A 25,996-nucleotide genomic window follows, 5' to 3' on the forward strand; every position below is an offset into this window, starting at 1 on the left:
TCTAAATTGTAATCGTTATCATTAGCTATAATGTACAATTTCTTGTTTGAAATTTCAATAAATTGAGAATTATTAATTGTGAAAATTATCCTAAAAATAGAGCAAATAAAAATCTAAAAATATATTATTTAAGTGATGCCAGTGTTCCTTTCTAGTCTAATGATTTCTTAAAGTTTTCTGCCTGCCCCAATACTTGCTCAAAAACTTCTTCATTCCATTGTGGAGGATAACCATTTTCATATAGTAAGACTGTTAAATCAACATTCAACTGCGCCTTAATATCTTCACGCTTTGACCAGTCTGCATACTGTGCTTTATCATCTACCAACTCTTTGATAGCTTTAGCAAGTTCCATACATTTGTCATCAGCATACTCAAATTCATGTTCATCACGTACTTTAATCAAAATATCATAGAAGACTTTTTCTTCATAAGATACGCCCATAGCTTGGAAGGAATTCATATCAATTTGAAGGTCTTCCAAAATCTTCATGACTTCTTCAGACAAACCATCAACAAATTGAGCCATCTCCTCTGATGAAAATACAAGTTCATCACGGTTATTATAATTCTCTATTACCTCGGTCAAGCGTTCTGAAAACTCAATTGCTTTGACAAGGTTAGTTGCCCCGTACTGGTCAATGGCACGTTTCAAAAGTTTCAAAAGAGCATTGAATTTGGTAATTGGCATTTCCAATTCATTCAATTGTTCAAGGAAGTTCTCATCAAATAGTTCTAACTTATCGTTATTGACAATATCCTCAACACCTGTAGAAGCGATGGCATCTTCAATCATTTTTTGAACATGTTTATTCATAGTTTCAGCATCAGGAGCTGTTCCCTTGGTCTGCTTGTAAATGATTGAGCGAATAGCAAGGTAGAATTGAGCTTTTTCTACCTCATTATCCCTTAGTTCACCCGATGGATAAACTATCTCATAAGCGCTCTTCATTCTACGGGAAAGATACATAAAGCGAGTTTCCATGTCTTTAAGCATCTGTAGGTATTCAGCAGCTCGATTTAAGCACAAGAGACGCTCTTCAGGTCTTCCATTGAAGAAATCTGTGGCATCAAATTTCCCCACCAATTCGTCAATCAAACTCAATTGATTTCTAAACACCTTTAGACTAATTCCTAGTTCATCAACTGGACTTTCTTTCTCCCCTCCGTACATCTTGATGGCTTCCATCATAGAACGTTTGATACCAATGTAGTCAACAACAAAACCATGGTCTTTGCCTTCAAAAACACGGTTAACACGGGAAATTGTCTGAATCAAGGTATGTTTCTTCAAAGGTTTATCAATGTACATCACAGCAAGAGATGGGACGTCAAAACCTGTAATCCACATATCAACTACAATTACAATTTGGAAATTTGAGCTGGTATTCTTAAAGGCTTTATCCAAGCTTTTACGATGTTCAGTAGTTCCGAGAAGATTGTACATATCTTCTTCGTCATCCTTACCACGAGTTGCAACTATATTGACCTTAGGAAAAGCTGTTAATTCTTCAAGCTCTTTTTCGGATAAATCATCACGTTCAGTTTTCTTGGCAACAAACCATTCCGGACGAACTTTTTCAAGCTCTTTGTAAACTTTGTAAGCATGTTCACGATTTGAACATACAATCATGGCTTTTTGAACAATATCGGGCTTCTCACTAACTACTTTTTCATAGTGCTCAGCAATGTCTTCAACAACCTTTCGTATACGGTCAGGATGGCTCAAAATCTGAGTCATATTCGCCATGGCACGTTTACTGGCTTCAATCTGCTCCGTATTTGCTCCTGCTTCTTCAACAGATTTGTAGTAATTATCAATCTCATCTACTTGCTGTTGATTCGTGATAACACGAGCTAATCGAGGCTCATAAGAGATTTTCACTGTGATACCGTCATCCGTAGCCTCTCTCATGGTATACTGTTCAACTACTTCACCAAAGACATGAAGCGTTTCATCAATTGGCGTTCCAGTAAATCCAGCATAGGTGGCATTAGGAAAGCTATCACGCAAATACTTGGCAAAACCATAAGTAGTCTCTACACCTTTATCTGTATATTTGAGCTTTGCTCCAATATTGGTCTGTGTACGATGTGCTTCATCTGAAATACAGATAATATTGGTTCGTTCTGAAAGTAAACCTGTAGCCTCCTCAAATTTTTGGATCGTTGTAATATAGACACCACCACTTTGATTAAACGACAATTCTTCTTTCAACTCAGCACGACTACCAATAGTCTTAACATTTTCCGTCTTCAAATAACGCTTTGAGTTTTCAAACAAAGCACTGGTCTGAGAGCTTAAATCCTCACGGTCAACAAGGATGATGACCGTTGGAGACTTGAAAATATCCCTATCGTGAGTTCCAAGTAAGCGTGAAAGGAAAAGCATCGTATTCGTCTTCCCTGAACCAGTTGCACCAAAATAAGTGCCCCCTTTTCCATCACCATGAGGCTTCATGTGCTCCTTGATGTTCTCTAGCATCTTGATGGAAGCGAAAAATTGAGGATAACGAGTGACAATGGTCGTCTCTTTTTCATCTGAATCAGGATAGTAGATGAAATCACGCAAGATAGAAACAACTCTATCCTTTGCAAAAGCACCGTGAATCATTGTCAATAGAGCTGAAATACCATTGGCTACTTTTTCATTATCATTGGCTTTATTCCATGAATAATAGTATTCATAAGGGGTAAAAATAGACCCTAATTTCGTATTAGCCCCATCAGAGATGACAGAGAGGAATGAATACTTCAAGAGGGTGGGGATATCACGTCTGTAACGAATACAAACCTGTTTCCAAGCATCATAGACGGTTGTTGTCTCCTGAATAGCTGTTTTGAACTCAAAAATGGCAACAGGAATCCCATTGATAAACAGGAGCATGTCAGGACGGCGCTCACGCTCATCTTGAACAGTAAATTGATTAACAACCTTGAAAATGTTATTCTCTGGCTTATCATAATCAATATAGTCAATATGAAGTGTCTCTTTTTGAGAATCCTCCCGAATTAAATTGAATCCCTCATTAATGAGATAAAAAGCTTCTCGATTTGCTGTATAGACAGGTTTGCTTGGAAGGTATTTAAGTTTATAGACGACTTTATCAAGCTCGACACTTGTTAATTCAGGATAGCGATGCTTCAAGAAATCTTTCAAATCATCTTCAAGTAAAACCTCATCATATTTTCGATTCAGCTTATGCCCATCAAGATAGGCATACCCCATTTCTTGAAAAAGCTCAATAATCGCCATTTCAAGCTGTGTTTCAGTAAATTTAGCCATTGGCTTTCGCCTCCTTAATAGCTCCTGCAATCAAAATTGGACAAAGGTCTTTGATTTGCTGTTTAAGCCTCTCATTGATTTGCTTGCGTTCCAAGTATACTTTATAAATGCTAGCTAAACTATTCTGAAAATCTTCATTAGCTATTGGTATTTCAACCTCACAGAACCTTCCCCATTCTAAAGAACCTCGAACACTACTATCGCTATTAAACCAACATCTCAAATCAAAATCAGTAGTTGACATAACCATCATTAAATAATCAGAATTTATATTTTCTCTAGCTTTGAATGTAAAGTATGCACTAGAAATCATATAGTTTTTACCGCTTGTGTTCTGAGCAATAGTTATTCTTCTATCACGCCCAACCTTCATTAAGACCGCTGCGAAATCATTGGGATACACAACTTTATATTTCGTAAAATCTAATCCCCTAGAGTTAGCTATCGAATCAATGAAGTAATTCTCCATGCTCAATCCTTTAAAAGCAAAATCTTCATTATTCTTATTTCTGATATCAAATAATTCTATATAATCCCCAATCATTTGTTTAGGAGCGGTTTTTTGAAGTTTTGCAATTGTTGCATCACACACCAGCTTCAAATCTTCTAGCCCATTTTCATAGGCTTTTTGATTAGCCAGCATGGCTTGATAGACAGCAACATACTTTTCTTGGATATCTAGCGGAGGAAGATCAATTTCGATATCACATAATGCTTTCCATGAAAAAACTTCTGTGGAACTTCCCCATGAATCAAACACCGCTTTTCTATCCCATTCATTACGATTAAAATACATGAAAAGATAAATCGGATTAACTCTATCAACTTCCTTCACCTTGAATGCAATGTTGTTCCAACTAATTATAAACGGTTTGTCAGTTTGGTTAAAACCTAATCCAATCTTCTTACCATGAGTACGTGGGTTATATATGAACTCATTAGGATTAACAATCAAAAATTTACTTAGGTCCGTATTTTTTACTTTTGCTTTTGTCGGTATAACTTCTTTATCAATAGTCATCCCTTTAACATCATTAGTTGCATATACACCATCAGAATTTACAGTTAGAGACTGCTCAATTATACTTCCTAATTTAGTTAATACCATACCCAATCCCCTTAAAGGCTTCTTCTAGACTAGCTTGTGAGGCTTTTTCTATTGATAAGACTTCTTTCATCTCGGCTTGGATTCGTGCCATTTCCACATCGTAGTCAATATCCAAATCATGGTCGATAAATGCCACATATTTAGATGGGGCAAGTGAGTAATTAGCTTCTCGAATTTCCTCAAGTGTCGCCGTTTGACAGAGTTCCGCCACATCTTCATATCCTTCCCCTATTTGCCAAGCATGATAAATCCGCTTAATTTCAGCAATTTGGTCATCAGTTAGAACAGTCTTTTTCTTGTTTTTTCCTTTTTCATAAACATACTTCTCGATATGCCCATCCCAACGTCTCAAGTCGCAAAAAAGTATTTCATGCTCACGATTACGAAATAAGTGACCATTTTTCTCACCACCCTTTTTGTTATTATTGAGAATCCAAAGGGTAACTGAAATGTCAGTTGTATAGAACATATCACGAGGTAAAACGATAATGGCTTCTATCTTATCATTTTCAATCAACTGCTTACGGATTTCGTATTCCACACCATCAGCATTCAGGGCGCCGTTTGCCAATAGAAAACCTGCAACCCCATCTGTCACATCAAGTTTTGATAACATATGAAGAATCCAAGCATAATTGGCATTGGAAACAGGAGGAACTTGATAGCCTTCCCAACGAGAATCATCTAATAACTCATTATCACTACGCCAATTTTTCAAGTTGAACGGTGGATTGGCCATGATATAATCAACTTTCATATCTTTATGTTGGTCATCTGTAAAACTAGAAGATTCACCATAAGGCTTACTACCTAAATTATATGAAATCCCCCGAATAGCAAGATTCATCTTAGCAAGGCGACGTGTATCAGGATTTTTCTCCTGACCGATAATAGAGATGTTTTTCTTATTCCCATGATGTTGTTCAATGAATTTCATTGATTGAACAAACATCCCTCCAGAACCACAAGCGGGGTCATAGACACGACCAGAATATGGTTCAATCAACTCTGCAATCAGTTTAACCGCTGAAGGCGGAGTATAGAATTCTCCCTCTTCCTTGGTACTGGTTACAGCGTAAGACTGCATAAAATATTCATAAACACGACCAATCAAATCATCTTCATGGAATTTTTGAGGGTCAATTTTATTGATTTCATCAATTAGGTTTTTAAGGGTGCGAATTTCAACTCCTAAACTAGTATAGAACCCGTTCAGCAAAGCTCCTTCTAACGACTTGTTTTCTTTCTCAAGTTCAGACATTGCCTTATCAATCTTTACAGCAATATCATTTGCACTTGCTTCTTGAACAATGTACGACCAACGACTTTCTTTTTTTAGGTAGAAGACGTTTTCTGCGGTATAGAAATTCTTATTATTCAAAAAAACTTCATTTTCCCCGTATTGTTCAATAATTTCCAAGCGACGTTTTTCAAACTTATCACTAGCAAACTTGATAAAGACCAAACCGATGACTGCATCACGGTTCTTTTCAGTACCACCTGCACCACGAAGGGCATTACGGCAATTAAATAGGATTTGTTCAAGAGTTGTTTCTTTCTCAACTGCTTTTTTAGCCATTACAAAACACCTCCATTCTCACAAAATGAAGGCGTTTTTTCGCTCGCTGAAAAAAGGTAGAAACTACCTTATGCTGTGCTGTGCTGTGCTGTGCTGTGCTGTGCTGTGCTAATAGATTGTATCACATTAAATCTCCTAGTCAACTTATTACTTACCATTATATCATTTTAATAGAATCTTTGAAAAAAGGTACGTGTTTTTGTGCACTATCCGTGCATTTTTCAAGAGATTTTTAATCGTTTTTCCAATCATACTCAGAACGAGTTAAACCAACTGTACCAGATTGTTCCTGAACATCTTCTCCATTAATAGAGACAATTGAAAGTCTGTTATATTAGACTCATTAAAAATTCTTGCATTGAGATTTCTTTTTGTTGTCCTCACGTTAATTTCCCCTTTTTAGGATAAATCCATATAGAATAGATAATTGACCTTTTTAATATAATAACAGTTGCTGAAATAAAACCTTACGCAAGTCTATTTGAGAGGAGGTGTTAAGTACACATTAGATCTTTGGCGTCTTACTTGCTATTGTGGCAGAAGTAATCGCAAATAAAAAAACTTAAGCTTTTTTAAGTTTTATTTAAGCAGTCATTACTATAATACAATTATCCTAAAACTTTTCTTTTTCATAAATCTCCTAAGAGAGAAGCCAGAATCACTAGGTTTCTCTCTTTTTTATTTTCATATCTAAAAAAGTTCGAGTAAAACTCGAACTTTTTGTTGTCTAATCTTCTTCTGGTTTACGATAAATGAGAATCGCTAGAAGCATTGAGCCTAACATAAAGCCAATCAACGCCCACGTTTGTCCTGTTATATCACCAGTTAAAGAAATAGATTCTCTAAATCCTGAAACAGCATAAGACATTGGAAGATAAGGTTGAACCGTTTCAAAGAATTTATTGCTTAATTGGATAGGGTACGTGCCTGCACTCGATCCTAGTTGCAATAAAAGAATAATCATACTGATAAATGAACCGTACCGCCTGTCCCAACCTACCAAGGCTGTCACAAGCGCCATCATACTCCATGCCGCTAAAATTGCCACGATGAAAGTTTTACCAATATAACTTGGATTGACGCCAATAACCATCACAGCAAAGACTAGAATGAGGGGAGAGGCAGTCGCAATGATACCATTGATTAATAGCTTATTACCTGCCCATGCAAAGCGATTCTTAGGTTCTTTACCAGAAAGAGCATCTGCAAAGATAACGTTAGCAGATAGAGCTACAACCATAAGAGCTACAGACATCATATAAGGAGCCATGCCTACACCGTTCGTTTTAACGTTATCCTTATCAACATGGGTTACTTTAAGCGGATTAGCAACAGCTTTTGCGTTTTTAGGTTTGACAGAAACTAATTTTAATTGACTTTCCGCTTGGCTTAAAGAGCTCAATAGCGTACTTGTACCAGTTGACAAAGTTGTCAAACCGTTTGTTAAGCTTGTTCCTCCTTGTGCTAATTGGCTAGAACCTGATGCAATTTGACTGGCACCTGAAACAAGTTGATTAGTACCGCTAGTAATAGCAGTTGAGTTGCTTACCAATTGACCTGACCCTGAGACAAGTTGGTCAACTCCTGATAACAATTCACTATTATTACTTGTTAGCTGACTGGCACCTGAGTTCATTTGGCTAATACCTGATATCAAGTTCGAGTTATTATCAGCCAGTTGTGTTGCTCCGTTGTTAAGCGTAGCAACAGCAGTGCTAAAGCTAGTTGCTCCTGTCAACAGTTGACCAGCCCCACTTGCTAATTGACTTTGTAGTGTTGAAATACCCGATGTTAACCGCTGACTACCAAGAAGGGCGGAGGTACTCACAGCTGCGTGGATTTCTGACATACCACTATCAAGTTGTGTTAAAGCGTCTGTAGCCCCTGTAAGAGCAGTATTGGCTTGGCTAGCAATAGCATTGACTTGTGCTTGGAGATTAGCCAGCTGGCTATTTGTGCTTGTCGATTGCAATTGTGCTAATGCTGTCTTGAGACTAGCAACTGTACTTAAAGCTGGGGAAACGTCCACTGAGCTGGATGAGCTAGAGTTGGTAATCGCAGCTGTTATCTCACTTTGTTGCTCTGAGCTCAAGCTTTGGTAGGCAGAGGTCGCTTGGACAGCAGCGAGTGAGCTACTAGATGAGCTAGATGATGACTGCAGTGACTGGAGCTGCCTCTCAAGCGTATTGAGACTCGCTAAGACACCTGAAGTATCAGCGCTGCTTCCAGATTGACTGTTCAAACTGCTATTCAAGGCTTGAATAGCCTGATTCAATTGTGGTAAACCTGCTTTTAAAGATTCCAAATTAGACTGTTGTTCAGCAGATAGCGCTGTCTTAGAAGATAGAGCTTGTAAACCATCTGTCAACTGCGTTGCTCCATCAACTAATTTTTGAATTTCTTGGGTACTGTTTGATAAGTTTGAGATGCCATTAACTAACTGATGTGTATTGTTATCAAGTTGATTAAGACCACTTGCTACTTGACTTACACCAGCAGTATACGTCGTAAGACCATTTGAAAAAGCGCCTAAACCATTATACAAAGTGTCAACACCCTTAGTATAAGTAGTGAGACCATTTGACAAAGTACCTAAACCACTATACAAAGAACCAACACCCTTAGTATAAGTTATAAGACCACTGTTTAAGGCATTTGCACCACTGGCGAAAGTTTGACTAGAGTTTGCCAAGGTTTGCAAATTATCAGTCAACGTCTGACTACCATCTTTCAACGTCTGACTACCATCTGCTAATTGTTGCGTGCCATCAACAGCTTGTGTCATACCAACTTTCAATTTTGTCATACTTTTAAAAACAGCAGAAGTATAGGTTTGTGTGATAGACTCTGACACTTTAGCTTTTAGTTTTGTCATAGCAGACTCGCTCATCTTAGAAGCTACAAAACTACGACCTTTAGTAGTTTTATAATCAATTGTCAACCGTTTAGGACTATTCGTCATCAAACTAGCTGCGCTTTGGGACATATCCTCTGGAAAAGTAATCACCATATAATAATCACCATCAGATAATCCTTTTTCTGCCTTACTCTTAGAAACAAAATGATAGTCTAATGTCTTACTCTTTTCAAGACTATCAACCATATCAGATCCAATTGTTAATTTTTGGCTGTTGAGAGTTGCTGATTTATCTTCATTAACCACTGCAACTGGAAGTTTATCTAACTTTCCATACGGATTCCACATGGAAGATAGGAAAATAACATTATACATCATAGGGATTAGAGAAACCCCAAAAATTGTTACCCATAATTTAGGACTTTTAAAAATTGCTTTTAATTCCGCTAACATATTTCCCTTTCTATTGAGACAGATGTTTTCTCTTTCTGTTATAATATATCATTATACTAATTTTAATCCATTTTACAACCTTAACATTTTATTTTTAGACACAGTGTATAAATTTGTTCAAAAGGAGTCATCTATGTCACACGATACACGCAAAGAAAAGACCAAAAAAGCTTTAGAAAACGCTATGATAGAGCTTTTAAAACAGCAAAATTTTGATGAAATTAGCACAAGTAATCTTACTAAAACAGCTCATATCAGTCGTTCTAATTTTTACAATCATTATAGAGATAAATATGAGATGATTGATATTTATCAACAATCTCTTTTTAACAAGTTAGAATATATTTTTGATAAAAACCAGTTTGATAAACAAGCTGCCTTTCTAGAAATTTTTGAATTTTTGGATAGAGAATCTCTATTTGCAGCTCTTCTAACACAGAATGGTACTAGAGAGATCCAAACTTTTATCAGGACAAAGCTGCAAAAAATGATTTCGAACGATTTACATGAAGTTTATCTTGACGGTAAAGTCGAAACACCCATCGAATCACTCTATAATAGTGTTTATCTCAGTCATGCTGTCTTTGGTGTTTACCAAATGTGGGTAACTAGAGGTAAACGTGAGACGCCTCAAGAAATCACCCAACTGTTACTTAACATGCTAAACTAATAGACTTGACGAAATAGTCTGGTCTATTTTTATACTTTACAAAAAAGCCAATTCATAAAGAACTGACTTTTGAAGAATAATATCTTAAAGTTGTTTGTTGTAGTATTCAACGATAAGAGCTTCGTTGATTTCTGGATTAATCTCATCACGCTCTGGAAAGCGAGTAAGAGTACCTTCGAGTTTCTCAGAATCGAAAGTAACAAAAGCTGGACGTCCGATAGTAGCCTCAACAGCTTCAAGAATAGCTGGAACTTTAAGAGATTTTTCACGAACAGAAATCACTTGACCTAGTGTTACACGGTATGATGGAATATCAACACGCTTACCATCCACAAGAATATGACCATGGTTTACAAATTGACGTGCTTGACGACGTGTCGTTGCTAGACCTAGACGATAAACAACGTTATCCAAACGACGTTCAAGAAGTACCATGAAGTTAAAACCAAGTGTTCCACCTTTAATTTTAGTAGCTTGTACGAACAAGTTACGGAATTGTTTTTCACCTAAACCATAAGTGAAACGCAATTTTTGTTTCTCAGCCAATTGCAAACCGTATTCTGAAAGTTTGCTACGATTATTAGGACCGTGTTGTCCTGGCACATAGTTACGACGTGCCAATTCCTTACCTGTACCAGTAAGAGATAAACCAAGACGGCGAGATTGTTTCCATGATGGACCTGTATAACGTGACATTTATATGTCCTCCTCTAAAAATATAAAATTTAGGGAAATAGTCACTTAGATAAACCTAATTCGTGCAGATGTCTTTCGCCTAAACAGCCGAGGTTACTCTTCTTTTTTCAAGACACCTGTTGACGAGCTTCATTTTATCCTGCTGCTATTTCGCACAACCATCAGTATAACATAGTCTCAACCAAATTGCAAAATAATTCTATAAAAAAGCATATATCGTCTCTGTTCAACTTGTAAATAGTACTCTTAACAAAAAAATAAAGCTTAATGAAGCTTTATCAAATTAGTCAAAATAATGAATAAGTGTTTTCTCTGTTAAAATATCAGAGTAAGTATAGGATTCGACGTAAGTATTGTCTTCAATCCCAGCTACTCCAGATTCATCTTTGTATTCAACAATAAACAGCGATGGGTACACCTCAATAAGGCGTCCTACTTTATTTTTTTCACGTTTACGTCCATTTTCAAGCGTCAGCTCAACAAGCTGACCCTCATGTTTTTTAATATCTTCTTTGATTTTTTTCATTTTAGCAACATCTGCAAATGCATCACTCATAAAAATACCCCCTCTATCTTTCTTCAAATTGTGCAATACTTGAAAATTTATTATACTCTTTCTGAAACATCAATTTAACAGTGCCACGAGCCCCTGCGCGGTTTTTCTCAAGGATAACTTCAACAACTTTATCATCAACAACTTCCGTATCGTTTCCTTCTCTGCGATAATAATCCTCACGATAAAGGAAAGCAACAATATCGGCATCTTGCTCAATAGATCCTGAATCACGAATATCTGACAGAATAGGACGTTTATCCTGACGTTGCTCAACGCTACGCGATAGCTGACTTAAAGCGATAACAGGAACTCTTAATTCTTTAGCAAGAATTTTCAATTGACGAGAGATTTCTGACACTTCTTGTTGACGATTTTCTGGGCGTGTTCCTGTAATCAACTGAAGATAATCAATCACAATCAAGCCTAAACCGTCTGTCTCTTTTGCTAGCTTGTGCGCTTTAGCTCTAATTTCCGTAACCTTAATAGTAGCTGTATCGTCAATATAGATAGGAGCATCCGCCAAAGCACCCTGAGCAATAGTAATATTTGTCCATTCCTGTTCAGTTAATCGTCCTGTTCTAAGATTTCTAGCATCAACCATCCCCTCAGAAGCTAAGAAACGATTAACTAAATCTTCTGCACTCATCTCAAGTGAAAAGATAGCAACAGGCTGGTTTTGTTTTGTTCCCACATTTTGAGCAACATTGAGAGCAAAAGCTGTCTTTCCAACACCAGGACGTGCAGCTAAGATAATCAATTGATCTGGGTGTAAACCGGTTGTAATACGATCAAGATCTCGAAATCCTGTCGGTAACCCTGTAATATCACTAGTCTGTTTTGAACGTACCTCCAAGTTCTCATAGTTAATTTTTAAAACATCTGAAATGCGCCTAAAACCACTACGACTATTGCGCTCATTTATGTCTACTAAAGCTTTTTCAGCATCAGCAATAACTTCTTCAGACTCAATCGTTCCTTCATAAGCAAGATTGACAGTATCTGTCAACTTACTGATGATATTACGTAACATGGCTTTCTCAGCAACTATTTTTGCATAAAATTCAGCATTAGCACTAGTCGGCACACTATTAACCACTTCAACAATGTAAGCCAGTCCACCAATATTTTGTAAATCACCTTGACTATCTAAGATGCCACGAACAGTCGTCACGTCAATAACATCATTGCGATCACTAAGCGTAACCATCGCCCGAAAAATAATTTGATGCGAATATTTGTAAAAATCTTCAGAGGTGATAAACTCACGAACTGTTATGAGCTTATCTGGTGAGAGAAAGATAGCTCCTAACACAGATTGTTCAGCCAACAAATCTTGTGGTTGAACACGCAACTCCTGCAATTCTACCACTCTAAGTCACCTAACCTTCTAACATTTATTTCTTTAGGCTTCTTTGATGTGTAATTTAATTTCACCAATAACATCCTTATGTAGCTTGACTGGAACTTCAATCAAACCAATGGCGCGAATAGGATGGTCAAGTTCAATATAGCGTTTATCGACCTTAAGTCCGTACTGTTTTAACAGCTCATCTGCAATTTTTTTAGCAGTGATTGATCCGAAAGTTCGCCCATCTGGACCTACTTTTTCTTTAAATTGAACACGGGTTGTCTCTTTTGATAGTCTGTCCCTTACTTTTTGAGCTTCTGCCAAAAGCTCCGCTTGTGCCTTTTTTTCAGACTTTTGTTTGCCTTTTAACTCGCCAATAGCTTGACTGGTAGCTTCCTTTGCCAAGTTTTTCTTGATAAGGAAATTCTGAGCATATCCCGTGGGAACCTCTTTTATTTCTCCTTTTTTTCCTTTACCTTTAACATCTTGTAAAAAAATAATTTTCATGACAATTCCTCCTGGTTAGCTGTATTAATTAATTCATTTGTAATCACTTCAAGTAGCTTTTCTTTTGCTTCATTTACAGTAGTATCAATTAATTGACAAGCAGCAAAGCTAAAATGGCCTCCGCCTCCTAATTTTTCCATAACTAATTGAACATTAACTGTTTTATGGCTTCTAGCTGATATTGATACTTTGTCTGTTTGATTTTGTGTGATAACAAAACTAGCTTCAACATTTGACATTGACAACAGTGTATCCGCCGCTTTACTTGCAATGACATTATTGTAAAGCTTGTTGTCAGTTCCTGTGGCCACAATGATACCTTCTGTCACACACTCACCTCTTAGTACCAATTCATTAATAGCACGATATTCATCAAAATCTGTTGCTGAAATAGTTTGGATATCACTGCTATCGCTACCTCGTGAGCGCAGATAACTCGCTACATCAAATGTACGACTGGTTACTCCTGTTGAAAAATTCTTTGTATCTAACATAATACCAGACATCAAAATGCTTGCTTGTGTTTTACTCAACTTACGAGATGATTGTTGAAATTGAATCAACTCAGTTACCAACTCACTCGCACTGCTCGCTCCGCTTTCAATAAAGGACAGACTAGCATTTTTAGGAAAATCTTCATCACGTCTATGGTGATCAATCACAATCACTTCATGAAACTGCTTATAAAATTCTTCTGACAATGTTAGGCTAATCTTTGAATGGTCAACCATCACTAAAATAGATCGTGGTGTTGCCATTTTCTCTGCTTGCTCAAGCGATATGAGGTTAGTTTTATCATCCTCGATAAGATAGTGAACAGCACGCTTAATATCAGTATTCATCTCACGAGGGTTGTAAACAACATAGCTACGACTGATGATATTGCTGGCAAAAAATTGCATCCCAATCGAGGCACCCAGTGCATCTAAATCTAGGTTACGATGTCCAACAACAAAGACATTATCAACCGTCTTAAGACGATCTGAAATAGCAGACATCATTGCCCTCGTTCGTGTTCTAGAGTGCTTAATCGTTGAAACTGTACTTCCTCCAAAGAAAACAGCTTGTGAGTTTGCATCATTTTCTCTGATGACAATCTGATCCCCACCACGAACTAAAGCCATATTGAGATTTTGTAAGGCCAATTGTCCAATCTGACTATGATTTCCGTCTCCAAAGGCAATCCCCATACTAAGTGTCAACGGAAATTCTTTCTGAGCTGTCTGCTTTCTAAACTGCTCAAGCATCTCAAATTTGGTACTCATCAAATCTTTTAAGATAGCATAGTTCGTGAAAAAATAAAACCGATCCACATTGACACGACGGTAAAAAATACCCCACTCCTTAGCAAAATCAGAAATAAAGCTTGCAATAAAACCATCAATGGTCGCAACCTCAGCATCTGGCAAACTATCGGTCATATCATCATAATTATCAATCGAAATAATTCCGATAACAGGACGCATCATAGCTACATCTCCTAGTTGACGATTACCTATAGTAGCGTCAAAAAAGTAAAAAACTCCTGTTTTTAAGTCAAAATAAGCAACATACTTATTGCGACTAATTTCAAACGTCTGACTAGCCACTCCACCACGCTTATTAACTATGATTTCTCTTACTTTATCATCATTAAAGAACCCATCTTCGTCTGTGAAAATCAACTCAGCATAAGGATTGAACCATTCTATCTCATTGGTTTCGATGTTAAATTGAATAACTCCAACAGGCATTTGATTCAACAAATTTTTAAGTGTAGTCTCTGTCTGATCGTTTAAAAGCTCAATTTGCTCCAATTCTGAGCCCTCGTAGGTTTCTTTTTGATAATATAGCAAAGCTGTCACCAAAGCAATCACAACAAAAATGATAGCCAGTAAAGCCACTTGTGACTGTAATAACCGCACGCTAATTGCTAAAATACCAAATAGAATCAATCCTATGAGCACTAATTGAATACTTGCAAAGCGAAATCTTTTCATAATTAACCTCTTAAGGCTATATTGTACCATAAAACAGCCCTAAAATAAACTTAGTACTGCTTTTGTAACGGTTTTGTTAAGAGTTTTTAGAAGATTTTCGTCTCCCTTCCAAGTAAACCATCAAAATACTAATATCTGCTGGATTAACTCCTGAAATCCGACTAGCTTGACCGATTGTTTCAGGATTGATTTTCTTGAATTTTTGACGTGCTTCTGTCGCAATAGAATCAATATCATCCCAGTCAATATTGTCAGGAATACGTTTTTCTTCCATACGTTTCATTTTGGCTACTTGATCAAGAGCTTTTTTAATATAGCCTTCGTATTTGATTTCAGTTTCCAAAAGTTCAATCACTTTGCTATCAAGTTTTTCTTCAGCAGGACCAATAAAGCTTATCGCAATGTCATAATTGATTTCAGGACGGCGCATAAATTCTTTTGCTGTCAAGGCATCTGTCAACGGTTTAAAACCAAGAGTTTTTATGCGCTCATTTGTTTCCTTAACTGGCTTTATTTTAGTTGTTGACAACCTTGTCAACTCTTTGTCGAATTGACGTTTTCTTTCTGTAAAAAGATGGTAGCGCTCATCATCTACAAGCCCTACTTGTCGACCAATCTCAGTCAAACGCATATCTGCGTTGTCATGTCTCAGTATCAAACGGTATTCTGCACGACTAGTCAAAAGTCGATAAGGCTCTAGTGTCCCTTTAGTCACCAAATCATCAATCATAACACCGATGTAAGCATCACTACGTTTCAAAATCAACTCTGGTTTTCCCTGTATTTTAAGAGCAGCATTAATACCCGCTACCAATCCTTGACCTGCTGCTTCTTCGTAACCAGAAGTTCCGTTGGTTTGACCTGCTGTAAAGAGACCTGAAATTTTCTTCGTTTCAAGCGTTGCACGTAATTGGTGTGGCAAGACAATATCATACTCAATAGCATATCCTGTACGCATCATTTCAGCATTTTCAAGCCCTTTAATAGAACGAACTAATTCTTTTTGAACATCTTCAGGAAGACTTGTCGACAACCCTTGAATGTAAACTTCTTCTGTTTCACGACCTTCAGGTTCTAAAAAGAGTTGATGACGTTCTTTATCTGCAAAACGGACAATCTTATCCTCAATAGAAGGGCAATAACGCGGACCTACCCCTTTGACAATGCCTGAAAACATCGGTGCGCGGTAAAGATTTTTATTGATAATATCATGACTTATTTGATTCGTATAAGTCAACCAGCAAGGAATTTGATTCGTGAGATAATTTTCGTCCTTTGATAAAAAAGAAAAATGATTTGGTTTTTCATCACCTGGTTGAATCTCTGTTTCATCGTAATTGATAGAACTTGCTTTGATACGAGGCGGAGTCCCTGTTTTAAAGCGCCCCATTTCAAGACCTAAAGATTTTAGATTATCCGCTAAGGTGATAGAAGCTAAACTATTGTTGGGACCTGAAGAGTATTTTAATTCTCCTAAGATAATCTCTCCACGTAAAGCAGTCCCTGTTGTAACCACTACAGATTTAGCTGAAAAGCATTGATTGGTAGCTGTACGAACTCCAATTACTCGTCCTTCTTCTATTAGTATCTCATCAACCATAGTTTGACGAAGCGTTAGATTTTCTTGACGTTCAACTGTTTGTTTCATCATACGAGAATACAATGCCTTATCTGCTTGCGCACGTAAAGCACGTACTGCAGGACCTTTACCCGTGTTCAACATCTTCATCTGAATATAAGTCTTATCAATATTTTTACCCATCTCACCGCCAAGAGCATCAATTTCTCGGACAACAATTCCTTTAGCAGATCCTCCAATAGAAGGATTGCAAGGCATGAAAGCTAACATCTCCAAGTTAATAGTTGCAAGTAATGTTTTGCAACCCATACGACTCGCAGCAAGACTCGCTTCTACACCAGCATGTCCTGCACCAATCACAATAATATCATAAGATTCTGCAAAATTATACGTCATTGCCTCTCCTTTTATAATAGCGTACCAATAAACTTGACACAATAAAAAACGATCAAAACTAAGGATAAGGATAGGTCAAAAGACCTACTTTCCCATGAAGCTTTGACCATCATAGTTCATTTCTTTTATTTTATCAATTTCTCCTAAAAAAGCAACTTTATTTAGCTTTTTCAGGACATAAACAATCAATCCTTTAATATGTCAATGACATTTACAGTAGTTTAAATATACTGACAAGCTACACCATTTTTGTAAGCTGTATCAATAAGACCACCGCCTAGGCACTCTTTTCCATCATAGAAAACAACAGCTTGACCTGGTGTAATGGCACGTTGTGGTTCATCAAAGACAACTTCTGCTTTGTCACCTTTAACATGCACTGTAACTTTAGAGTCTGGTTGACGATAACGGAATTTTGCTGTAACTTCCATTGTAAATTCTTCAGGCATATCACGTGTAAAGTGAATCTTTGAAGCGTCCAGGCTAGTTGACATTAGCGAATCGTGGTAGAAACCTTGACCAACGTAAAGAATATTTTTTGACAAATCTTTTCCAACAACAAACCAAGGTTGATTGTCACCACCTTGTTGTCCACCGATACCAAGACCGCCACGTTGACCGATTGTATAATACATCAATCCAGCGTGTTCACCCATATCACGACCATCAACAGTCATCATACGACCAGGCTGCGCAGGAAGATAATGACCTAAAAATTCTTTGAAATTTTTTTCTCCGATAAAACAAATTCCTGTTGAATCTTTTTTCTTTGCCGTTGCAAGTCCTGCACGCTCTGCGATTTGACGCACCTCTGGTTTTTCCAAATGCCCAAGTGGAAACATAACTTTTTGCAATTGTTCTTGTGATAGTTGGCTCAAGAAGTAAGTTTGGTCTTTATTATTATCTGCTCCACGTAACATATGAACGGTACCGTCTTCGTCACGAGAGACTTGCGCATAATGCCCAGTTGCTACATAATCAGCTCCAAGTGTCATAGCATAGTCAAGGAAAGCTTTAAATTTGATTTCTTTGTTACACATAACATCTGGATTTGGTGTACGTCCTACACGATATTCCGCTAGAAAATATTCGAAAACGCGATCCCAGTACTCTTTTTCAAAATTGACAGAGTAATAAGGAATACCGATTTGGTCAGCTACCGTTGCCACATCTTTATAATCTTCAGTTGCTGTACAAACACCAAATTCGTCTGTGTCGTCCCAGTTTTTCATAAAGACACCGATAACTTCATAACCTTGCTCTTTCAAAAGGAGAGCCGTTACAGATGAATCAACGCCACCGCTCATACCGACAACGACACGTATTTTTGAATTATCTGACATGATAATCCTCCCATCAAGATATTTTTCGAACATAGGCTTGAAGGGCCTAGTTTTTCAAAAATCGATTTGAAGGTCGATTTTCAATTGCTAAAAGCGCTAATAATCATTATAACAATAATATGATGCTTTTTAAAGCCTTATTCTTTAAATTTTCATTTAGGAATTAAAGCGTTTATTTGGTATAATAAAGCAGACTAGATTAGAGGATACAATCATGAAACACTTAAAATTTCAATCTGTTTTTGATATTATAGGACCTGTTATGATAGGACCTTCTAGTAGCCACACCGCTGGTGCTGTTCGTATTGGGAAAATCGTCTCTGCTATTTTTGGAGAAAAACCTACTGAGGTCGAATTTCAGCTCTATAACTCCTTTGCCAAAACCTATCGTGGACATGGAACTGACCTTGCTTTAGTAGCTGGAGTCTTAGGAATGGATACAGATGACCCTGCGATTCCAAATGCCCTTGAAATCGCACATCAAAAAGGTATCAAAGTTACTTGGAAAGTCAATAAAGAATCAAACGCCCCCCACCCCAATACCACACAAATCATTATGAAAAATAATCAGAAAAGCCTATCTGCTACTGGTATCTCAATAGGTGGAGGTAATATTCAAGTAACAGAGCTTAATGGTTTTGCCGTCAACGTCAATATGAATACTCCGACTATCATCATCGTACATCAGGATGTGCCTGGCATGATTGCTTACGTGACAGATATCCTTTCATCTTACCGCATAAACATTGCCCAGATGAATGTGACTCGGGAAAAGGCAGGCGAGAAGGCAATTATGATCATCGAGGTAGACTCGCATGACTGCGACAAAGCAATCGATGAAATAAGGCTTATCCCCAATCTACATAATGTGCATTTTTTTGACTAGAAAGGAAGATTATGTTTTACAGCGTTGAAGAACTCATCCAACAAGCAGAAAATCGCTATGGTGGCAATGTTTCTGAGCTGATGATTGCAACTGAGATAGAGCTTAGTGGGCGCAGTCGAACTGAAATCATCCAGCTCATGACAAAAAACCTAGAAGTCATGAAATCCTCTGTCCAAAAAGGCTTATCTCCATACACATCACGCTCTGGATTGACAGGAGGAGATGCTAAAAAACTAGACGACTACATCAAAAAAGGAAAGACCTTATCTGATATTACGATTCTATCTACTGCTCGCAATGCTATCGCTGTCAACGAACACAACGCCAAGATGGGCTTGGTCTGTGCGACACCAACAGCTGGTTCAGCTGGCTGTCTCCCTGCTGTCCTCACCACCGCTATTGATAAACTAGGACTAACAGAAATAGAACAATTGCAATTTTTATTTACCGCAGGTGCTTTTGGTTTAGTAATAGCCAATAACGCTTCTATCTCAGGAGCTGAAGGAGGTTGTCAAGCAGAAGTAGGATCTGCTTCTGCCATGGCGGCGGCTGCCCTAGTAATGGCTGCTGGTGGGACAGCGCAAGAAGCCAGTCAGGCGATTTGCTTTGTCATCAAAAATATGCTAGGTCTCATCTGTGACCCTGTTGCTGGATTAGTCGAAGTTCCTTGCGTCAAACGAAACGCTATGGGAGCTAGTTTTGCTTTTATCGCTGCTGATATGGCCTTAGCTGGAATCACCTCAAAAATCCCTGTGGATGAAGTAATCGATGCCATGTACCAAGTTGGATCCAGCCTACCGACAGCCTTTCGTGAAACAGCAGAAGGCGGATTAGCAGCTACACCAACAGGCAGACGCTTAGCGAAGGAAATTTTTAGCTAAATCTCTATTTTCATTTTAATAGGAGTTCTGTAATGTTAAAACACCTTTTCTTTGATCTAGATGGAACACTGGTAAATTCCAGTAAGGGCATAAAAAATGCTTTTAAGTATACTTTTTCAAAACTCGATATGCCGACTCCTAATGAGAAAATTTTATCCACTTTCATAGGACCACCACTTGAGACAACCTTTTCACACTTTTTTGATAATACTTTTCAAATAAATCAAGCAATAACTTTCTTTCGTGACTACTATCAAGAAAAAGGAGTACATGAAGTTAAGTTGTATGATAAAATACCACTCGCATTAGATATATTAAGTCAATCATATCAATTATTCGTGACAACCAGTAAACATGAACCTTCTGCTTACCAAATGCTATCTGAATTGGACGTTGACGACTATTTCACAGCTATTTATGGTTCAACAGCAAATCGTTTTGTAAAAGAGGATATAATCGCTACATGCCTTAATAAACACTTTATTAAACCTGAGACAGCAGCTATTATCGGAGATACAAAATTTGATATGATCGGTGGTAAGAGACAGCATATTAATTGTATCGGCGTCACATGGGGCTTCGGAAAGAAAGATGATTTAGTCAAATATGGTGCTAATACCATTATCACATCCCCTATCGATCTTATAAACTATCTAACATAAAAAATCTTAGATAAACATCTAAGATTTTTTACTAATATCCCCAAGCAGATAAACCTTGAGCATTATAAGCTCTAATAGCCGCATTAATTTGGTCTTGAACAGTTGCTGTAGAACCCCAACCTGGCATCGTTTGAAAAAGACCAGATGCACCAGAACTGTTAGTGACGTTAGGATTTCCGTTTGATTCACGAGCAATAATATTTTCCCAAGTTGACTGAGGCACACCGGTGGCTGCAGCCATTTGAGCTGCGGCATCTGAGCCAACATTCCCTGCAGTATTACCATTAGATAAATAAGTGGCACTTGCAGTTGTTACTTGAACTGAATCTGTCTGTAAAGGACTATTATTTGTCGTATCAATATAAACCTGCTCAGTAGATTCCTGTGTAATCTGTGGTTGTGCAGAAACTTCTGTCATCTCGTTCTCTTCACTGGTATTGTCCTGCAGTTCTTCATTTGTACTTGAAGCAGATGAAACACTTAATTGGGTAAGAGTACCCACTTGACTAGAGCTAGATGCTGTTTTTGCTTTAATCACTTTATTAGCTTTTGATGATGATATTTTAGCAGATAAAGTTTCTGTGCTGACTTTTGTGGCTGCTAAGGTAAAAAAGAAAACACTGACGCTGGCAATAATAACCAAGGCTCCTAATAAGAGATAAGTCATTCGACGAACTCTTGCCTGACGACGCTTTTCATATCGACGTTTCAGTCTTGTCATATAATTATCGTACCTCATACTAAAATCTTACAGTACCTATCATATACTTTGTTTGTTACTTCAAAATTGTTTCTTGATTAAAAATGTTACAAATTTGTTGTATCATCATAAAAAAACGCTATAATAGCGTTTTTTTATGAATTTTTTAGGAAATATAAGACCAAACCAAGGACTAAAATGACAAAAATTGTCAGACTATCTTTTCGCTCCCATTTTAAAATGCGGTATTTACTACGTCCCTCTCCTCCCTGATACCCTCTAGCCTCCATAGCAAGGGCAAGAGCATCTGCACGCTTAAAACTTGATGCAAATAAAGGGATGAGAATTGGGAGGATTGTTTTGACTTTATGGAATAAATTCCCTTCGCCAAAGTCTACACCACGTGATCTTTGCGCATTCATAATACGTATAGTATCATCCATGAGAGTCGGAACAAATCGTAAACTTAGTGACAACATCAAACCAATCTCATGCGCAGGAACTTTAAAACGAGTTAAGGGGTGTAACAAAGACTCAACAGCATCTGATAGACTTAGAGGTGTTGTAGTGAGAGTCAGCAAGGTAGAATAAAAAACGATTAAAACAAAACGCATAAAAATTAGACATGCTTGGTTAAGACCGTAAGAAGTAATCGTTATAATACCAAGGTGAAAAAGAGTTTCTCCACCACCTATAAAGAAAACTTGAAACAATGTTGTAAATAAAATAATTCCAACCATGGGGCGCAATCCCCGTAAAAAAAAGGATAATTTCACTTGTGACAACAATATTGACACTAACGTAAAGATAACTAGAATTAAATTTGTTACAAGATTGTTTGCCCAAAATACAATCAAAATAAACAGAAACATTGCAATCAGCTTGCTTCTAGGATCTAGTCTATGAATCAGAGAGTTTCCTGGAATGTATCGCCCTAAAATCAGCTTATCCATGGAAGAACCTCCTTCGTGAATTCTTCTAGAGTAATAGGCAATCTATCTAATATCAATCCTTTTTTAACTAATTTTTGGCTGAATTTTGTGATTTTAGGAACACCAAGTTGCCTTTTTTCTAGAAAATCAACATTTTGAAATACCTCACAAGGAGTGCCTGATAAAAGAATTTTTCCAGCTTCAAGTGCATAAACCATGTCAGCATAGTTAGCAACATCATCCATCATATGCGTCACAAGAACAATTGTTTGTCCTTTTTGATGTAAATCATGAAAAAGACGCATGAGCTCTGATCTCCCTTTGGGATCAAGACCAGCGGTAGGTTCATCTAAAACTAACACATCAGGATTCATAGCCAATATACCAGCAATTGCTACTCGTCTCATCTGTCCACCGGAAAGATCAAATGGATTTTTTTCATACAATTCTGGAGAAATACCAACTATCTCTAGCTTTTTACGAGCTAATTCCTCAGCTTTTTCTTTTGACACTCCAAAGTTTTGTGGTCCAAAAGAAACATCTTTTAGCACCGTCTCTTCAAACAATTGGCTTTCTGGAAATTGGAAAACAAGTCCTACTTTTTGACGAACAGATTTAATGTCCTTATTTTTTGAAGTTGGAGTAATATGTACATTTCCAATGACAACCTCTCCTTCAGTGGGCAAATATAAGCCATTCAACAGTTGCATAAGCGTTGATTTACCAGAACCTGTGTGTCCAACTATAGCTGTATAACTCTTCTCCTTGATAACTAAGTTAATATCAAATAAAGCCTGTCTCTCAAACGGTGTGTCGGCTTGATAAACATAACTTACATGTTTAAGAGAAAGCTCCATAGCCATTCCTCCAATTCATCTTCTGTCAAGTAGCTTTCCTCTATGGAAATTCCTGAATCCTTCAAAGCTAATAAGACATTCGTTGTAAAAGGTTTGTCAAGTCCAATAGTTTCTAAATCGTGACGTGAAAACAATTCTCTAGGGGTCATATTAGATTCGATTTGACCTTCTTTTAGCACTAACACACGATCACTCCATGCAACCTCATCTAAATCATGAGTGATTGAAATAACGGTCATCTCATGTTTCTTACGAATTGCACGAATCACACGAATAAGCTCTAAACGCCCTTTTGGGTCTAACATACTTGTCGCTTCATCTAAAATGATAATTTTAGGTTGCATAGCAATAGCTCCAGCAATTGCTACTCTCTGTTTTTGCCCTCCAGACAGACGAGAAGGCTCACTATTAGCGAAATCTTTCATACCAACGACAGATAAAGCTTTTGACACACGATGGCGCATATCATCAAGTGAGACGCCCTTATTTTCTAGACCAAAAGCCACATCATCCTCAACTGTCGCCCCAACGAACTGATTATCTGGATTTTGAAAAACTATTCCTATCTTGTAACGAATATCCCAAACTGTCTTGTCGCTCATCAGTTGACCATCAATCTTGATAGAACCAGACTGGGCTACTAGTAAACCGTCCAGCAGACGTACTAAGGTTGACTTTCCCGAACCATTATGTCCAACGATGGACAACCATTCTCCCTGTTTCACATGAAACGAAATATCTTTCAGAGTATATTTCTCTTGCTGATCATCATAGCGAAAAGAAAGATTGTTCACTTCAATAATATCTGTCATTATTTAAAAGTATCCTTAAACAAATAGCTCGCTCCTTTAAAATAATCATAGCCTGAATAAATAGTGAAAAAGAGCGCAATGTAGAGTAAAATTGTGCCAATTAGAGACAAGTGACATAACAAGAGGATAATAGACAACATCTGTGTGGCTGTTTTCACCTTTCCTGGCATAGCTGCTGCTAGGACAGTGCCACCAGTTTCCACCAAAAGCAGACGTAATCCTGTCACCGCCAACTCTCTACAGATGATGACTGCTGCCACCCAAGATGGAACCATATCAAGTCCAACTAACATGATAAAAGCACTCATCACAAGCATCTTATCAGCTAGAGGATCTGCAAATTTTCCAAAATTTGTCACAACATGCCACTTGCGTGCTAAATAACCATCTAAATAATCCGTAAAACTAGCTATGGTAAAAACTAGAGCAGCAATTATATGCCATAAAAAGCTAGCCGAAAGTCCTGTTAATATCAAAAAAACAGGAATCATACAAATCCGTAGAATAGTCAATAAATTGGGGATATTTTCCTTTTTCATCTTATTTGATTTACTCTCCTTCTGTTACATTAAAAGTTGCTGTATTTGCCGAACTAGTAATTGTAGTCATATCTAATTTCTGACCATTTATTGTGACTGTAACTGCCTCTGGATAACCAAAGACAAATTGTGAGGTAGTTGCAGCTTCATCTAGAACAGCCGTCACTGAGGGGTTTTGTGTCGTTAAAAGTACACCTTCACTAGACAAGTCCGTGTTGGACAAAGACACCCAACTTGGTGCTTCGCCTGATAAAGTGACTTCAATCGTAATAGGTCTTGTTGCTTGAGACAAGGTAATAATCGTTGCACCATTAGCATCTTGGTTAACAGTTAATTGAGGTAGCTTAGTCGAACTAGCGATTGTTGATTTCGAAGAAGACTTTTGATGCCTAGTGACTGCTTGTTTACTTACTGGAAGTTGGCTAGACTGTCTCCACCATAGCCAAGCAAGAGCCGTACCAGTTAAGAAAATGAGCATTATTGATATTCCTACCAACCAACTTCTTATACTGTAGTAACGCTGCCTCCTAGAACGAGATAAAGGGATTGTCTTTGCTTCTTTATCCTTTATGGATTCACTGACAGGTTCTTGACTATTTTCAGGTCTTTTCTTTCCCTCTTCTCGTTCTAACGACAAAAAATCAACTGAATCATTAACGTTTAGTCTTGATATAGGGAGAGCCACTTCTTTAACAGACAAATTGATATTAGCTTTTTTCTCCTCAGCTAGTGAAACCGCCTTAGCATAAGAACTAATATAGTGATCCAAATCTTCAACTGGAACCGCATCAAATTGGTTTAATTCTAATGCTAGTAAATAATGAAGAGGAATATTCGTTTCTTTTTCAATATCCTTTAAACTGAGATTCAATTTAATTCGTCGAGTTCTTAAACGATCGCCTAGTGTTCTTTCTTTCATATGGTTTCCTCTGCATGATTTTAGTCTCTTCATTATATCAGAAAATGTCAATTATTTCTTGATTATTTACTTTGGAAGCATAATAACCTCTGCTCTATCTGCTGTTTCAAAAAAAAATACAGACTTCTTTCAAAACATCTTCAAAAGTTAAATTTTCTGGAGAACTTAGCGGTGTCAAGAGTTTCTCCAAATAGCTAAATATAACGAGTCGCCTCGTTGACACATCATTTACTAATGATGTCAACAATTGTCAATATTTCCTCTAAAAATATCAACATTATCTAATATTATAAAACAACAACTAGCTTAACACCTGAATTACATGATAACTACCTCACTACAAGAACTTACTTTAGTTTGTAAATGTGTTGTAAACTTAATTTACTGCTGTAAAAATACCTTTTGACCTGCCTCCAAGCAATGCTTTAGAATATCTTCTTCCATATTGAAA

Annotated in this window: 21 protein-coding genes; 4 read left to right on the forward strand and 17 right to left on the reverse strand. The window is 37.3% G+C overall.

Annotated elements, in window-relative coordinates:
- Positions 1-151: 151 nt before the first annotated feature.
- The 4 genes from NXS10_RS03015 to NXS10_RS03030 all read right to left on the reverse strand — a co-directional run bounded on the left by NXS10_RS03015 (position 152) and on the right by NXS10_RS03030 (position 9,283).
- A complete protein-coding gene (locus tag NXS10_RS03015) occupies positions 152-3,286 on the reverse strand; it encodes a type I restriction endonuclease subunit R (protein ID WP_259137514.1) in 3,135 nt (1,044 codons plus the stop codon).
- On the reverse strand, positions 3,279-4,394 hold the full coding sequence (locus tag NXS10_RS03020; RefSeq protein WP_259137517.1) for a restriction endonuclease subunit S domain-containing protein: 1,116 nt from the start codon (positions 4,392-4,394) through the stop codon (positions 3,279-3,281). Before NXS10_RS03020 ends, NXS10_RS03015 begins: the two co-directional genes overlap by 8 nt.
- On the reverse strand, positions 4,381-5,973 hold the full coding sequence (locus tag NXS10_RS03025; RefSeq protein WP_259137520.1) for a type I restriction-modification system subunit M: 1,593 nt from the start codon (positions 5,971-5,973) through the stop codon (positions 4,381-4,383). Before NXS10_RS03025 ends, NXS10_RS03020 begins: the two co-directional genes overlap by 14 nt.
- 727 nt (positions 5,974-6,700) lie before the next feature.
- Positions 6,701-9,283 carry a YhgE/Pip domain-containing protein gene (locus NXS10_RS03030; protein WP_259137522.1) on the reverse strand — a complete coding sequence of 861 codons (2,583 nt, stop codon included), beginning with the start codon at positions 9,281-9,283 and terminating at the stop codon, positions 6,701-6,703.
- A 133-nt stretch (positions 9,284-9,416) separates the two neighbouring features.
- On the opposite strand from NXS10_RS03030, the gene NXS10_RS03035 reads away from it, so the two are divergent.
- Positions 9,417-9,953, forward strand: a complete 537-nt coding sequence (locus NXS10_RS03035) for a TetR/AcrR family transcriptional regulator (RefSeq protein WP_259137524.1) — start codon at positions 9,417-9,419, stop codon at positions 9,951-9,953.
- Positions 9,954-10,037: 84 nt separating this feature from the next.
- Here the strand turns inward: NXS10_RS03035 and rpsD are convergent, their stop codons facing one another.
- The 7 genes from rpsD to mnmA form a co-directional block, all read right to left on the reverse strand.
- The gene (rpsD, locus tag NXS10_RS03040) at positions 10,038-10,649 is read right to left on the reverse strand and encodes a 30S ribosomal protein S4 (RefSeq protein ID WP_259137527.1); all 612 of its coding nucleotides are present in this window, start codon (positions 10,647-10,649) and stop codon (positions 10,038-10,040) included.
- 283 nt (positions 10,650-10,932) lie between these two features.
- Positions 10,933-11,205, reverse strand: coding sequence for a Veg family protein (locus tag NXS10_RS03045; protein ID WP_259137529.1), 273 nt, complete (start codon positions 11,203-11,205; stop codon positions 10,933-10,935).
- 13 nt (positions 11,206-11,218) lie between these two features.
- Positions 11,219-12,574, reverse strand: coding sequence for a replicative DNA helicase (gene dnaB / locus NXS10_RS03050; protein ID WP_259137531.1), 1,356 nt, complete (start codon positions 12,572-12,574; stop codon positions 11,219-11,221).
- A gap of 33 nt (positions 12,575-12,607) precedes the next feature.
- Positions 12,608-13,060, reverse strand: a complete 453-nt coding sequence (rplI, locus tag NXS10_RS03055) for a 50S ribosomal protein L9 (RefSeq protein WP_259137533.1) — start codon at positions 13,058-13,060, stop codon at positions 12,608-12,610.
- Complete coding sequence (locus NXS10_RS03060; protein WP_259137536.1) at positions 13,057-15,039, reverse strand: DHH family phosphoesterase; 1,983 nt, start codon at positions 15,037-15,039, stop codon at positions 13,057-13,059. The genes rplI and NXS10_RS03060 overlap by 4 nt, the downstream gene beginning before the upstream one ends.
- 76 nt (positions 15,040-15,115) lie before the next feature.
- Positions 15,116-17,014 (reverse strand): tRNA uridine-5-carboxymethylaminomethyl(34) synthesis enzyme MnmG, encoded by a 1,899-nt coding sequence (mnmG, locus tag NXS10_RS03065; protein ID WP_259137539.1) that lies wholly within the window; start codon positions 17,012-17,014, stop codon positions 15,116-15,118.
- 221 nt (positions 17,015-17,235) lie between these two features.
- Positions 17,236-18,357, reverse strand: a complete 1,122-nt coding sequence (mnmA, locus tag NXS10_RS03070) for a tRNA 2-thiouridine(34) synthase MnmA (RefSeq protein ID WP_259137541.1) — start codon at positions 18,355-18,357, stop codon at positions 17,236-17,238.
- 214 nt (positions 18,358-18,571) lie between these two features.
- Here mnmA and sdaAB point away from each other — a divergent pair, with 214 nt between their 5' ends.
- The 3 genes from sdaAB to NXS10_RS03085 are packed head-to-tail and all read left to right on the forward strand — an operon-like array spanning position 18,572 to position 20,786.
- Positions 18,572-19,243 (forward strand): L-serine ammonia-lyase, iron-sulfur-dependent subunit beta, encoded by a 672-nt coding sequence (gene sdaAB / locus NXS10_RS03075; RefSeq protein ID WP_259137543.1) that lies wholly within the window; start codon positions 18,572-18,574, stop codon positions 19,241-19,243.
- A gap of 11 nt (positions 19,244-19,254) precedes the next feature.
- The gene (gene sdaAA, locus NXS10_RS03080) at positions 19,255-20,124 is read left to right on the forward strand and encodes an L-serine ammonia-lyase, iron-sulfur-dependent, subunit alpha (RefSeq protein ID WP_259137545.1); all 870 of its coding nucleotides are present in this window, start codon (positions 19,255-19,257) and stop codon (positions 20,122-20,124) included.
- A 32-nt stretch (positions 20,125-20,156) separates the two neighbouring features.
- Positions 20,157-20,786, forward strand: coding sequence for an HAD hydrolase-like protein (locus NXS10_RS03085; protein ID WP_259137548.1), 630 nt, complete (start codon positions 20,157-20,159; stop codon positions 20,784-20,786).
- A gap of 31 nt (positions 20,787-20,817) precedes the next feature.
- On the opposite strand, the gene NXS10_RS08580 is transcribed toward NXS10_RS03085, so the two are convergent.
- The 6 genes from NXS10_RS08580 to NXS10_RS03115 all read right to left on the reverse strand — a co-directional run bounded on the left by NXS10_RS08580 (position 20,818) and on the right by NXS10_RS03115 (position 25,545).
- The gene (locus NXS10_RS08580; protein ID WP_306345013.1) at positions 20,818-21,507 is read right to left on the reverse strand and encodes a transglycosylase SLT domain-containing protein; all 690 of its coding nucleotides are present in this window, start codon (positions 21,505-21,507) and stop codon (positions 20,818-20,820) included.
- A 134-nt stretch (positions 21,508-21,641) separates the two neighbouring features.
- Positions 21,642-22,439: an energy-coupling factor transporter transmembrane component T family protein gene (locus NXS10_RS03095; RefSeq protein ID WP_259137549.1), complete on the reverse strand. Its 798-nt coding sequence runs from the start codon at positions 22,437-22,439 to the stop codon at positions 21,642-21,644.
- Positions 22,427-23,275 carry an energy-coupling factor ABC transporter ATP-binding protein gene (locus NXS10_RS03100; RefSeq protein ID WP_259137628.1) on the reverse strand — a complete coding sequence of 283 codons (849 nt, stop codon included), beginning with the start codon at positions 23,273-23,275 and terminating at the stop codon, positions 22,427-22,429. The genes NXS10_RS03095 and NXS10_RS03100 overlap by 13 nt, the downstream gene beginning before the upstream one ends.
- Positions 23,251-24,087 (reverse strand): energy-coupling factor ABC transporter ATP-binding protein, encoded by an 837-nt coding sequence (locus tag NXS10_RS03105; protein WP_259137551.1) that lies wholly within the window; start codon positions 24,085-24,087, stop codon positions 23,251-23,253. Before NXS10_RS03105 ends, NXS10_RS03100 begins: the two co-directional genes overlap by 25 nt.
- A complete protein-coding gene (pgsA, locus tag NXS10_RS03110; RefSeq protein WP_259137553.1) occupies positions 24,087-24,626 on the reverse strand; it encodes a CDP-diacylglycerol--glycerol-3-phosphate 3-phosphatidyltransferase in 540 nt (179 codons plus the stop codon). Before pgsA ends, NXS10_RS03105 begins: the two co-directional genes overlap by 1 nt.
- A 10-nt stretch (positions 24,627-24,636) precedes the next feature.
- On the reverse strand, positions 24,637-25,545 hold the full coding sequence (locus NXS10_RS03115; protein ID WP_259137556.1) for a helix-turn-helix domain-containing protein: 909 nt from the start codon (positions 25,543-25,545) through the stop codon (positions 24,637-24,639).
- Positions 25,546-25,996: the final 451 nt, after the last annotated feature.

The organism is Streptococcus sciuri (genome assembly GCF_024814375.1).
GTDB lineage: Bacteria > Bacillota > Bacilli > Lactobacillales > Streptococcaceae > Streptococcus > Streptococcus sciuri.